Source organism: Micromonospora andamanensis (genome assembly GCF_016863495.1).
Classification (GTDB): Bacteria; Actinomycetota; Actinomycetes; order Mycobacteriales; family Micromonosporaceae; genus Micromonospora; species Micromonospora andamanensis.
Genome location: NZ_BOOZ01000005.1, coordinates 152,440 through 164,506, shown reverse-complemented (window position 1 = coordinate 164,506; position 12,067 = coordinate 152,440). Strand labels below are relative to the sequence as shown.

Annotated in this window: 14 protein-coding genes; 9 read left to right on the top strand and 5 right to left on the bottom strand. The window is 73.1% G+C overall.

All coding sequences use genetic code 11. From position 1 onward, the window contains the following. The coding region (locus tag Van01_RS07345) for an acetyl-coenzyme A synthetase N-terminal domain-containing protein (protein ID WP_204002509.1) at positions 1 to 479 on the bottom strand (479 nt) is incomplete at its 3' end. Positions 480 to 940: 461 nt separating this feature from the next. Between Van01_RS07345 and Van01_RS07340 the strand changes: the two genes are divergently transcribed. Then, positions 941 to 1,684, top strand: a complete 744-nt coding sequence (locus Van01_RS07340; RefSeq protein WP_204002507.1) for a Fic family protein — start codon at positions 941 to 943, stop codon at positions 1,682 to 1,684. A gap of 155 nt (positions 1,685 to 1,839) precedes the next feature. Here the strand turns inward: Van01_RS07340 and Van01_RS07335 are convergent, their stop codons facing one another. Beyond that, positions 1,840 to 2,646: an HAD family hydrolase gene (locus Van01_RS07335; RefSeq protein WP_099847885.1), complete on the bottom strand. Its 807-nt coding sequence runs from the start codon at positions 2,644 to 2,646 to the stop codon at positions 1,840 to 1,842. A gap of 410 nt (positions 2,647 to 3,056) precedes the next feature. Here Van01_RS07335 and Van01_RS07330 point away from each other — a divergent pair, with 410 nt between their 5' ends. Continuing rightward, on the top strand, positions 3,057 to 3,500 hold the full coding sequence (locus tag Van01_RS07330) for a hypothetical protein (RefSeq protein WP_204002505.1): 444 nt from the start codon (positions 3,057 to 3,059) through the stop codon (positions 3,498 to 3,500). A 106-nt stretch (positions 3,501 to 3,606) separates the two neighbouring features. Here the strand turns inward: Van01_RS07330 and Van01_RS07325 are convergent, their stop codons facing one another. Further along, complete coding sequence (locus Van01_RS07325) at positions 3,607 to 4,536, bottom strand: hypothetical protein (RefSeq protein WP_204002504.1); 930 nt, start codon at positions 4,534 to 4,536, stop codon at positions 3,607 to 3,609. Between the two features lie 171 nt (positions 4,537 to 4,707). Then, positions 4,708 to 5,595 (bottom strand): VHL beta domain-containing protein, encoded by an 888-nt coding sequence (locus tag Van01_RS07320; protein WP_239098913.1) that lies wholly within the window; start codon positions 5,593 to 5,595, stop codon positions 4,708 to 4,710. A 264-nt stretch (positions 5,596 to 5,859) separates the two neighbouring features. On the opposite strand from Van01_RS07320, the gene ssd reads away from it, so the two are divergent. From ssd to Van01_RS07285, 7 genes are all read left to right on the top strand, one after another. Beyond that, positions 5,860 to 6,963: a septum site-determining protein Ssd gene (ssd, locus tag Van01_RS07315; RefSeq protein WP_204002501.1), complete on the top strand. Its 1,104-nt coding sequence runs from the start codon at positions 5,860 to 5,862 to the stop codon at positions 6,961 to 6,963. Continuing rightward, positions 6,960 to 8,159, top strand: a complete 1,200-nt coding sequence (locus tag Van01_RS07310) for a TadA family conjugal transfer-associated ATPase (RefSeq protein WP_204002498.1) — start codon at positions 6,960 to 6,962, stop codon at positions 8,157 to 8,159. Before ssd ends, Van01_RS07310 begins: the two co-directional genes overlap by 4 nt. 590 nt (positions 8,160 to 8,749) lie before the next feature. After that, entirely contained in the window at positions 8,750 to 9,502 is a 753-nt protein-coding gene (locus Van01_RS33750; protein WP_373306218.1) for a type II secretion system F family protein, read from the top strand. Positions 9,503 to 9,780: 278 nt separating this feature from the next. After that, a complete protein-coding gene (locus Van01_RS07300; RefSeq protein WP_239092797.1) occupies positions 9,781 to 10,344 on the top strand; it encodes a type II secretion system F family protein in 564 nt (187 codons plus the stop codon). Between the two features lie 22 nt (positions 10,345 to 10,366). Next, positions 10,367 to 10,534 carry a DUF4244 domain-containing protein gene (locus tag Van01_RS07295; RefSeq protein WP_092381002.1) on the top strand — a complete coding sequence of 56 codons (168 nt, stop codon included), beginning with the start codon at positions 10,367 to 10,369 and terminating at the stop codon, positions 10,532 to 10,534. A 47-nt stretch (positions 10,535 to 10,581) separates the two neighbouring features. Further along, positions 10,582 to 10,899, top strand: coding sequence for a TadE family type IV pilus minor pilin (locus Van01_RS07290; protein WP_505745407.1), 318 nt, complete (start codon positions 10,582 to 10,584; stop codon positions 10,897 to 10,899). Next, a complete protein-coding gene (locus tag Van01_RS07285) occupies positions 10,896 to 11,273 on the top strand; it encodes an Rv3654c family TadE-like protein (RefSeq protein WP_204002484.1) in 378 nt (125 codons plus the stop codon). The genes Van01_RS07290 and Van01_RS07285 overlap by 4 nt, the downstream gene beginning before the upstream one ends. A 134-nt stretch (positions 11,274 to 11,407) precedes the next feature. Here the strand turns inward: Van01_RS07285 and Van01_RS07280 are convergent, their stop codons facing one another. Beyond that, positions 11,408 to 11,986, bottom strand: coding sequence for an LURP-one-related family protein (locus Van01_RS07280; RefSeq protein WP_204002482.1), 579 nt, complete (start codon positions 11,984 to 11,986; stop codon positions 11,408 to 11,410). Positions 11,987 to 12,067: the final 81 nt, after the last annotated feature.

The window sequence follows — 12,067 nt, the reverse complement described above, 5'->3', positions numbered from 1 at the left end:
TGCGTGGCACCGATCCGGGCGCAGGCCAGCATCGCGACCGCTGCCTCCGGGATCATCGGCAGGTAGATCGCCACCCGGTCACCGGCGGTCACCCCGAGTTCGGTGAGCGCGTTCGCCGCCTGGCAGGTCATCCGGTGCAGGTCGGCGTAGGTGATGGTGCGGCTGTCGCCGGGCTCGCCCTCCCAGTGGATGGCCACCTTGTCACCCCGGCCAGCCTCCACGTGCCGGTCGAGACAGTTGTACGCCACGTTCAACTGCCCGCCCACGAACCACTTCGCGAACGGCGGACGGGACCAGTCCAGCACCTGATCCCACTGCTTGCTCCAGGCCAGCCGGGCGGCCTGGCGTTCCCAGAAGGCGAGCCGGTCGTCCGCCGCCTCGGCGTACGCCGCCTCGGTGACGTTGGCGTCGGCGGCGAGTTCGGCCGGCGGCGGGAACTGGCGCGTCTCGTTCAGCAGATTGGCCAATGCCTCGCTCATGCCCGCACTCCGCTTCGCTTCGTGCCGGCATGAGGGACCAGCGCGCTGCATTGATGATTCGCTCGCTGCCGCTCGCTCATGCGGTGACTCCCTCGTCGCTCGGGTGACCTGGGTCTCTCCCGGGCAGGTTAGTCGCGGCGGCCGAGCGAGGCGACCGATCCCCCGCGCCCCCGTCGCCAAACGGCCCGTCCCACGCGCCGAGGTGCAGGGCAGGTCATCGACAGGGCTGTTTCACGGATTGCGGCATCTCGGGCCTTCCCGTCGGCGAGAAAGCCCGACATGCCGCATGGCGCGACCGCGGCCCTCCCGGCGCGGCCCCGTCAGGGCGGCCCGCCTGGCCGGATGGGTGGTCTCTGTCGGGTCGGGTGGGTGGCCCTCCCCGCAGGGTCGGGTGGGTGGCGGGGATCGCGTTGCCGGCCACTCACGCTCGGGCCCACCGGCATCGCCGCTACCGTGACGGGGTGACCGCCGATCCGCTCGCGCCGCTGCTCGACCTCGCCGACATCGCCACCGCCGTGGAGCGCGCCCGCGACCGGTTCGACGGTGCCCTCGGCCACCGGGCGTTGCGCCGCCACGGCGGCCAGGTCGCCGCCGAGGTGAGTCTGCGCTCCGCGGTGGCCAGCGCCGGGCTGGAGGGCCACGACCACGAACGGGAGACGGTACGCGCCGGCACCGTCACCGAACCTGTGCTCCAGGGTGCCCTGCGGGTGGCCGGAGCCCTGCCCGGGCTCAGCGAACTCTGGCCGAAGGCACCCCGGCAGGTACTGGCGAAGCTGCACGTGCTCGCCGCCCGCGAGGTGGTCACCGAAGCCGAACTGGGTCGCCCGATCGACGACCCGGTGGTCGCCGCCCGGCTCGACGGACTGGCCACACTGGTGGCCGGTGGCACCCAGGTCACCCCGCTGGTGCTGGCCGCCGTCGTGCACGGTGAACTGCTCAATCTACGGCCGTTCGCCGGCCCGTCCGGCGTGGTGGCCCGGGGCGCGGCCCGGCTCGTCCTGCTCTCCAGCGGATTCGACCCACGCGGCCTGCTCGCCGTCGACGTCGGGCACCGCGAGCGTGAGCCGGAGTACGTGGGCGCGGCCGGCGCCTTCGCCACCGGCACCCCCGACGGGCTGCGCTCCTGGCTGCGCCACTACATGTCCGCCGTCGAGGTGGGTGCCGACCAGCTCACCGCCATCGGAGACGAGATCCTGGCCGCCTGACCGTCCCCGGGTACGCGAACCCTGTCGGCCTGCGCCGCGGCAGCGACTGCGTGGCGAGGGGTTGTCCGCCGTCGGCCGCGCCGGGCGGAACCGGGGTGCGACGGCCAGGTCAGGCTGGTGAGGCGCTGGTCCGGTACGGGGCGGCGCTCGGTCGGTCAGGCAGGTGAGGCGCTGGCCCGGGTGCGGCGGTGCCGGCCGTACCAGGCGATGCCGATCGCCACCCCGACACCCACGCCGAGGGCGGCCGCGGCGACCGGGACGGCGGGCCGCTCACGCAGTCGCCGGCCCAACGGGATCGGGTGCCGGAACTCAAGCACCGGCCAGGCGTTCTCCACCGCCAGCCGGCGTAGCTGCCGGTCCGGGTTGACAACTGTCGGACGACCCACGCACTCCAGCAACGGCCGATCGCTGTACGAGTCGGAGTAGGCGTACGAGTCGGCCAGGTCGTAGTCGCGTTCGGCGGCCAGCTCGCTCACCGCCTCGACCTTGCTGGGACCTGCGGCGTAGAACTCGACCTCGCCGCTGTACCGACCGTCGACCACACCCATCCGGGTGGCGATCACGTCGGTGACCCCGAGCAGCGCGCCGATGGGACGCACCATCTCCTCGCCGGAGGCGGAGACCAGCACCACGTCCCGACCGGCAGCCTGGTGCTCCTCGATCAGCGCGGCGGCCTCCGCGTACACATAGGGGTTGATCAGCTCGTGCAGCGTCTCCGCGACGATCTGGCGGACCTGCTCCACCGGCCACCCCTTGCACAGGGTGGCGAGATAATCGCGAGTCCGGGCCATGGTCTGCTCGTCGGTGCCGCCCAGCCGGAACATCAGCTGCGCGTACGCCGACTTGACCACGTCACGTCGCGTGATCAGACCGTCCCGGTAGAACGGCCTGCCGAACGCCAAGGCGCTCGACTTGGCGATGACGGTCTTGTCCAGATCGAAGAAAGCGGCACTTCGGCCCACGGCGCGAAAGTCTAGCCCGATGGTCTATCGTCGGCGGGTGCCCGGGGGCTGAAGAGCACTCGGACCTGCGGGTCGACCCCCCACCCGCCTGCGAACAGTGACCGCGGTCACACGCTGCGAACAGGATTTCGCAGGGAGTGGAGGTTACACCACTCGACGTACACAGGTCCGCTCAGGCAGACTTGTTCACAGCACGAGCATTCATCGCTCGTACAACCGGCAGACCCTCGGCGGTTGCACCCCCCGTGACCGCTGAGTGGGTTCGGCTCGACCCCCCCCCGGAGCCGAACCTCAGACGACCCCCGTCTCCCCCCGACGGGGGTCGTCCCTTTCCCCTCCCGTCGCCGACCCAGGTGAAGCCGTGTCTGCCAAGTGGCATACCCTCCCGAAGCCGTCGCACGGGAGGAACCATGAGCGGAACGGCTTATCGCCACGCCGTCGGTGCATTTGTCGCCTGGGCGGTGTTCGTCGCGCAGAGCCCCGTCATCTACGCCGGCCTGCTCGTGTACGCGTGGAGCACCGCTGGGGATCCAGGTGGCCCACTCGCCCTTCCGGCGATCTGCTTCTCGCTGGCGTGTCTGGGCGTCGCCCTGGTGCCGCTGCTGTTTGTGCCGGCGGCTTGGATCGGCGAGGTGGCCGCGAGAAACGGGCGGCTTTCCGTGAAGTTGCCGGTCGCGATCGCCGTCGCCGCAGTGCTGGCGACGATCTACGTTACCGGCACCGCAGCACTGACCGAAGGATCGATCGCCGTCGGCACGCTGGTGGTGTGCTTGGGTGGCGTGGGCGCTGTGCTCTGCCCGACTGCGGCCTACGTCGTGGTCGCCCACCGCAAGCTGAAGGCGAGTTCCGTCTAGCGGCGTCTCCTCGGTCAGCGGCAGTGGAGCCGTCATGCGCACCCGCCGACAGCAGCGGCATGGGTCACGGCGCCCAGGTTGTCACCACATCCGGGGGCTGCCTCCGTCAGCGCGGGTGGTAGACGACCGCGCGACTCACTCCCCAGACCGGGCGGATCGACGCGGCGATGCGTCCGCGGTCGTCGAGGTCGACCACTTCGCCCTCGGTGCTGACACCGGCGAGGCTGAGGTCGTGCAGGACGCCGCGCCGCCACAGTGCCGGGCGTTCGCTTCCGTCGGTGGCCTGGGAACTGGCCAGGATCTCGCCACGGTTGTTTATCGCTCGCAGCCGGGTGAAGCCGCCGCCGAGGGTGCCGACGTCCACGGCGCGGCCGTGCCGCCACAGGATGCCGCGTTCGGACTGTTCCGCCGAGAACTGCCAGCCGATCGCCCAGCCTCGGTCGTTCAGGGCGTACGTGTTGCTGCGGTTGAAGGGGCCGGCACCGAGGTCGGTGACCCGGCCACGGTGCCACCGGGCGGCGTGGAAGCCGTCCGGCACGGACACCCCGCCGGCGACCTGGCCGCGCTCGTTGATGTCGGACACGTCGCCGAGGGGCAACGGCCGGGGGCGGCGGTTCGTCCACAGCACGGGGCCCGTGTCGGTGTGGCCGACGACCTGGCCGCGGTCGTTGATCGCCACGGGCCGGCCGGACGGGCCACCCAGTGGCCGTAGGACCCCGCGATGCCAGACGTACGCGCCGGAGCCGTCGTCGCGGACGCCGACGACCTGGCCTCGGTCGTTGACGTCGGTGGGGCTGAGGTCGCCGAGATTGATCATCCGGCCGTTGCGCCAGAGGAATCCGTGGTAGATGCCGTCGGCGTCCTGGGCGCGGCCGACCACGTCACCGCGGTCGTTCATGGCGGTGGCGTAGCTGCTGTCGCCACCGAGCGTGCCGAGGTCCACCGCGCGGTAGTCGGTGCGGGCGGGGGACACGGCGGCGGTGGGTGCGGCCGTCAGGGCGGCCGTGAGGAGTGCCATGGCGAGGATGGATGGCATGGGACGGCTCCCTCCGGAGCGTGGCCGGCGAAAGGTGCGCCCAGCGTAGGCGCGTCCTGCCGCTCCGTCAGGGTGCTGTCACCTAGCGGACAGCCTCGCCGGGCGCTACGTGTCGCTCGCCGGGTCCGGCGCGGACCGGCCGCGCGACAGGGCATTCGGTCACGCGGCTGGTTACCTGATCACGGCGCGGGCGGGGGCACGGGTCGGTTCGAAGCAGACCAGGGCGTGGCCCCGACGGTCGGTCACCACCCAGGGATGGCCGACGTACGTGTGCTGCCGGTACGACTCGCGCGGTTGCAGCACGGCGTACTGCCTCCGATGCCCACGGTGGTCCAGCCAGTACACGATCACCGATCGCTGCCTGAGGTTGACGAACTCGATGCTCGTCTCGCTGCCGCCGCTGACCGAACGCAGATCATGTTCCCGCCATGCCGGTAGCGGGGTCAGGTGCGCCGGCTCGGGCGGTCGGGTGGTCGGTGGCGGGCCTGCTGACCGGCTCGGCGAGGGGGTCGGGCGGGCGCTCGGCCTGGGCGGCCCGGTCGGCGAGGGGGGTCGGGTGGCCGACGGGATCGGTGTCGCCCGCCGGCTCAGTTGCGGCCGGGAGGAGGAGACTCCCCCGACCGACGACGAGGCGGCCGGGGTGGACGGCGACAGCGCGTCGGCGGAGGCGACACCGTCCAGGTTGGACCCGGGACCGCCCGGTTGCGGCGGGATCCAGTCCGACGGCACGTCCGGCGCCGCGACGGTGGGGGGTTCGGTCGCCGGCCAGAGCGCGGTGAGCATGAGGCCGAGCACGGCGGCGGCGACGCCCGCGAGCATCAGCCGGTGCGACATCCGGCCGGGAGCGCGGTGGGCGGGCGCCAAGGCGACGGCTGGCTCGCGTACGGGCGGGGGTGGGGTGAGCGGCCCGTCGTCGCCTGCGGCCGGTGCCGGTGGCAGCGCGCGCGGAACCGGACGCGCCGGCAGTTGCCTGGCGCGGGAACGCGGGTCGAACAGCCAGGGGCCGACCCGCAGCCTCGGCTCGACCCGGGGACGTTCGTGATCTGGCGACTGAGTCATGACCTCGATCCGGCGAGGAATGCCGTTCGGCCGACGGCACAGGACGTCGATTATGCGTGGTGCACGTCACGTCCCGCCATGGGGTGGTGAGGGTCGAGACAGGTGCGATGTGCGGACCGTCCACATAACAGATCAACGACCGTTGTGGGCGTTGTCCACAGAACGCCTCGTTGTCCACAGGCCGGCCGCCTGGGGCGGCCTGCGGGGTGGCAGCGGCGGCAGTGTTCGACCCAGTGAACCCGCGCCGACCGCTTGGAGGCCGCGATGCCACCCCGTACCTCCCTCCCACCGGACCGGCGCCTGCCGCTGGTCGTCACCTCGGACGGTGACCTGCTCGACGACCTGCTCCGGCTCGCTGCCGCCGGAGGAGTCGAGGTGGAGGTCGCCGCCGATCCAGCGGCCGCCCGCACCCGCTGGCGGCCGGCTCCACTGGTCCTCGTCGGCAGCGATCAGGCGCAGTCCTGCCTGCGGGCGCGGCTGCCCCGGCGTTCCCGGCTGGTCCTGGTGGGGCGGTCCGGCGATGTCGAGCCCGGCTGGCAGGTGGCCGACCTGCTCGGTGCCGAACACGTGGCCGTGTTGCCGGCGGCCGAGCCGTGGCTGGTGGACCGGTTCGCCGACTGCGAGGTCGAGGGCGCGGCCACCGCCCAGGCCCGGATGGTCGCGCTTGTCGGCGGTCGGGGCGGTGCGGGTGCCAGCATCCTCGCCGGTGGCCTCGCCGTCACCGCTGCCCGAGCGCGGCTGCGGACCCTGCTGCTCGATGCCGACCCGCTGGGCGGTGGGTTGGACCTGGTGCTCGGCTGGGAGCAGCTGGAAGGGCTGCGCTGGCCCGCGCTCACCGGAGCCGACGGGCGGGTCGACGCGCCCGCCCTGGTGCGAGCGTTGCCCAGCCGTGGTGATCTGGTGGTGCTCTCTTGGGACCGGGGTGACCTGGTCGCGGTGCCGGCCGAGGCGGTGGCGGCCACCTTGGACGCTGCCCGACGGAGCCGGGACTTCGTGGTGGTGGACCTGCCCCGGCAGCTCGACGACGCCGCGGTGACCGCGCTTCAGGCTGTCGACCGGGCGTTCGTGGTGGTGCCGGCCGAGCTGCGGGCGACCGCCGCCGCGGCCCGGGTGGTCGCGGCGGCAGCCCCGCACTGTCAGGACCTGTCCGTCATCGTCAGGGGGCCCGCTCCCGGCCGACTGCGCGCCATCGAGGTGGCCAGGGCACTCGGTCTGCCGCTTGCCGGTTCCCTGCGGCCGGAGCCCGGATTGTGTCGCGGACTGGAACGGGGTGAGGCCCCGGCGGCCGGTGGGCGCGGGCCGCTGGCCGAGCTCTGCCAGCGGATCGTCTCCGACCTCACCGGCCAACCCGTGGCGGGTGCGGCATGACCGGGGAGAACCTCGCGGCCCGGGTCCGGCAGCGGATCGCCGCCACCACCGCGCCTGTCACCCCGGCCGCGATCGTCTCTGCGGTACGCGCCGAACCCGACGCCGCGGTACTCGGTGACAACGCCCTGCTACGGATCGCCGACCGGGTACGCGACGACCTGGTGGGCGCCGGTCCGCTGGCCGTACTGCTGGCCGACCCCGAGGTGACGGACGTGTTGGTGAACGGGGCACGGGTGTGGGTCGACCGTGGGCAGGGGCTGCACCAGGTCCCGGTGCCGGTGGGCACTCCGGACGACGTACGTCGTCTCGCACAGCGGCTCGCGGCCGGTGCCGGCCGCCGGCTGGACGACGGCTCGCCGTGCGCCGACGCAAGATTGGCCGACGGCACGCGGCTGCACGCGGTGTTGCCGCCGGTGGCGACCGACGGGCCCTACCTGTCGCTGCGCACCTTCCGGCAGCGGCCGTTCACCCTTGACGAACTGGTCGCCCAGGGCGCGGTGGCCCGGCCGGTGGGGCCGGTGCTCGCCGCCGTGGTGGCGGCCCGGCTCGCCTACCTGGTCATCGGTGGCACCGGCTCCGGCAAGACGACCCTGTTGAACACGTTGCTCGGGCTGGTGCCGAGCACCGAGCGGATCGTGCTGGTCGAGGACGCCGCCGAGTTGCGGCCGGTGCATCCGCACGTGGTGGGCCTGCAGACCCGCACGGCCAATGTGGAGGGATCGGGTGCCGTCGGCCTGAGCGAGCTGGTCCGCCAGGCACTGCGGATGCGACCGGATCGGCTTGTGGTCGGTGAGTGTCGGGGCGGGGAGGTGGTGGATCTGCTGGCCGCCCTCAACACCGGCCACGAGGGCGGCGCGGGGACCCTGCACGCCAACACCCCGTCGGACGTACCGGCCCGGCTGGAGGCGCTCGGCCTGGTCGGCGGGCTGCCGCGTCCAGCGCTGCACGCCCAGGTGGCGGCGGCGCTCCAGGTGGTGTTCCAGATCCGCCGCACGCCTCAGGGCCGGGTGCTGGAGTCCATCTGCCTGCTGCTGCCGGAAGGCCCCGATCGGCTGGTCACCGCCGTACCCGCATGGATTCGTGGTCGGGGGCTCGGCCTGGCCGCTCGGGCGCTCGGCACGTTGATCCGTAACCGCGACGTGCCGGTGCCGGCGATTCTGTGCGAGCCCTGGCCTGCGTCGGCGGTGTCGTCATGACCGGCGTGTGGTGGTGGGCGGTGGCGGTGTCGCCGGTTCTGGCGGCAGTCCTGACGTACCGGATGCGTGGTCGTCGTCCGTCGAGGTGGTCCGTGGACGGCGGGAAGGCGGCCGACGAGCAGCTTGTCGCATGGGTCGTTGCGCTTCGGGAGGCGGGCGGTCAACGTGACGGCGAGGGGCCGGAGAGCCTGCGTCGGAGTGCTCCGAAGCCGAGAGGTGTCGGATGGCCTGCGGTGACGGCTGTGTCCGGGCTCGGCGACGCGCACGTGGCGGTGCCGTTGCCGCGGCAGAGTGTTCCGGCGGTGCGGGTCGCGCGGCGGGTCGCGCCGAGTGCCGTCGGCGAGCGAAGCGTGCCGGCAGGGAGCAACCCGCTGGCCCGGTCCGCCGGGTCAACCTGCACAGCGCGACGTCCGGCCGGTGTCCGGCTGTCGGTGCGCAGTTCCGGGTCACCACCCTCGTCGGTCGCGGACCATCCGTCCAGATCGCCGGCCTCCCCGATGGCTGGACCGGTGTCGGGGCCACCGACAGCGCCGGCCGCGTCCCGCCCGCCGGGGCCACGGGGAAGCCGCGGGCCGGGTCGGCCCGGTGGCGTGACCGGTGGTGTCGTACCGGGACCAGCATCCGTCGTCGCGGCGTCCACGACCCGGGTGATCCTGGTGTTGACCTGCCTGCTCGGCGCAACGGTCGGTGGCCTGCTCGCCGGTCCGGTGACGGCAGTGGCTCTGGGTGCCTACGCCACGCTCGGCGTGCGGGCGATGCGCCGCCGGGCAACTGTCGGCCGGGCCGTACGGGACCGCCGGGAGCGGCTGGATCAGCTCTGCGCTTTGGCCGGGGACCTGCGCGTCGGTCTGCCGGTACCGGTGGCCGCACAGGTGCTGACCAGCCCGTTCCTGGCCGTCAGCTCGGCTGCGGGGCAATCGGACGAGGCCGTCGCTGACAACGGCCCGCCCGCCGGGCCCGAGTCGCGCCCGGCGGACCGGCCCGCTCCCGGTTCGGCTGAGGATCGGCTGGGGCGACTGGCCGGGGCTGCGGTGCGGCTGGCCGAGCGTACCGGGGCGCCGCTGGCCGACCTGGTGGAGCGGATCGAAGCTGACGCCAGGTCGACGGACCGAGGGCTGGCCGCAGCCATGGCCCAGGCATCCGGGGCCCGGGCCACCGCCTGGTTGCTCGCGGCCCTGCCGCTGGGCGGGATCGGTCTGGGTTACGGGATCGGAGTGGACCCACTCCAGGTTCTGCTGCACACCCCGGTGGGTGGCGGATGCGCCATCGCCGCAGTGGGCCTTCAGGTGGTCGGGTTGCTCTGGTCGGAGCGGCTCGCGGCCACCTCGGGCGGGGACAGCTGATGCCCGGGACATCCCTGGTCGCCGGTGGTCTGGCCGGCGTCACCCTGATCGCCGTGCTCGCGGTCGGCCGGTACCGGCCCCGACGCCGGTTTCGTCGACTGTCCAGACCTGTAGGGGCAGGCCGGACCGGTAAGCAGCGCTGGCGGACGAGGTTACGTGGGATGCCACCGGCCGTACTGCGTTACGGGCGGGCCACCGAAGCCCCGGCCCGGGCTTCAGCAGTCCCGCCACCGGGGACTGTTCAGTGGCGGCCGGATCTGGTCCGGCTCGCGGCCGGGATGTCCGGGCTGGCGGTGGCGGTGCTTGTCGGAGGATGGGCCGGCCCGGTGGCGGCGGTGCCCACCGCGGTGCTGCTGGACCGACTGCTCCGGCGGATCGAGCCGCCGGCCGTCCGTCGTCGTCGGCTGCGCGCCGCAGCCGATCTGCCCCTCGCCGCTGACCTGCTGGCGGCGGCGTTGCGGGCGGGGGCACCCGTGGAACGCTCGGTGCTTGCGGTGGCCGACGCACTCGGCGGGCCGCTGGGCCGACAACTCGCCCGGGTCGGCCGGACGCTGCAACTCGGCGGCGGCCCGCAGGAAGCGTGGGCGCATCTGGCGGCGGTACCGGGAGCGCACCGGGTGGCCACCGCCGCGATCCGCTCGGCGAGCAGCGGCGCCGCACTGGCCGGCGCGCTCACCCGGCTCGCCGACGACCTGCGAGCAGACCGGGCAGTCGCGCTTGAGACGGCCGCCCGCCGGTCGGGCGTGCTGATCGTGCTGCCGCTGGGCCTGTGTTTCCTGCCCGCCTTCATTCTCGCCGGTCTGGTGCCGGTGATCGTCGCTGTCCTCGGCGACGTGCTGTGATCCATCGAGAAAGGACGAACACATGCGCAGAATCCTCGCCCGCCTTCGCGGTGACGCCGGGATGAACACAGCGGAGTACGCGGTCGGCACGCTCGCGGCGGTGGCCTTCGGCGGCGTCCTGCTCAAGGTGCTGACCTCCGACGGAGTGCAGTCCGCGTTGACCGCCGTCATCGACCGGGCACTGAAGTGACCGGGCGCCGGCGGGCCGGCCACGACCGGGGCTCGTTCACTGCCGAGATGGCGGCCGGCCTGCCGGCGCTGGTGCTGCTCCTGCTCACCGGGCTGACCACGATCAACGCGGTGAGCACCAAGGCGGCGTGCCTGGATGCCGCCCGGGAGGCGGCGCTCGCCGCAGCCCGGGGAGAGCCAGGTGTCGCCGTCGGCGGCGGACGAGCCCCGCAGGGCGCGGAGGTGGACGTCGTCTCGGACGGTGCCCACGTCCGGGCGACGGTCCGCGCCTCCGTTCGTACCCTCGGCACCGACCTGCCCGCGATCAGTGTCGTGGCCACGGCCGTCGCGGCTGTCGAACCGGGCTTGCCGGAGCCGCAGACATGAGCTGGTGGACGGGTTGGCGGGCGACCGGGGACGGTGAGCGGGGTGGGGCCACGATCTGCCTGCTCGGGGTGGGTTTGCTGTTCGTGGTGGCAGGTCTCTTCGGTGCCGGGGTGGGTGCGGCCCGGGTGGCGCGACAGCAGGCCCGGGTCGCCGCCGATCTCGGTGCCCTCGCGGGTGCGGCTCGGGCCCTTCAGGACGAGCCGGTGGCGTGCGCCCGTGCCGTGGAGCTGGTCGCCGCGAACAGTGCCCGGCTGGTGCGGTGCCGCCTCGACGGGCTGGACGTGCTCGTCACCACGGAGGTGACAGTTGCTCCGCTGCCGGGAATGACCCGGACGGCCAGGGCCACCAGCCGGGCCGGCCCGCTACGTGGCTGACCGGGTCTCGGGGCTACGCCGTGCCCCGGTACCGCAACGGTCACGGTGGTGGTGGCGGTGGGCCGGCCCGCTCGGCGTGGTGGTCGAGCGGGCCGGACCAGGGCCGTGGTTGATCGCTGTGGTGGGGTCTGGCGTCAGCGGCCCTGGAGGGCGTCGAGGGCGACCGCCATGGCGATCACCAGGCGACGGTCGATCTGTGGGTGCTGGATCTCGACGACGTACCTGTCACGCAGGCCCCACTTCTTGACCACTGTGAAGACGGGCTGTCCGTCCGCGACGAAGTCGAAGTGGTACGGCAACCAGGACAGCGAGTCGACGAACCGGCGGAGCAGCGCCACCGGCATGCTGCGCTCCTGACCTGTGACGTTGGGCAGGCCGGCCTGCTCGACGTGCCAGGTCGAGCGGAGCAGGGACTGCGCGAAGTCCTTCCGGAACAGGCCGATCGGGGCGCCGGCGTGGTCGGTGACGTCGTACGTGGCACCGAGATCGAGGCGCTGACGCGCCTTGAAACCGAGCAGCGGCTGCTGCTTGGCCTCGTCGGCGTAGATCGTCACCTGCTCCTTGAAGGCGAGCCGCTTCTGCTGGGCGAACGCCAACAGGCCGCCCTCGGAACCGTCAGGCGCGACACTGTGCACCTCGTACTGGTTGACCATGAATCGCACCCGCTGGCGGATGTGGAACTGTCGCTGCGCCTGCAAGCTGTCGAGCTGCATGAGAACTCCTCAACTGTGGTGCGCCGGAGTGTCGCACAGCCGGACAACGGCCGCCCGGCCGCCAGTCGCCGCCCGCAGGCC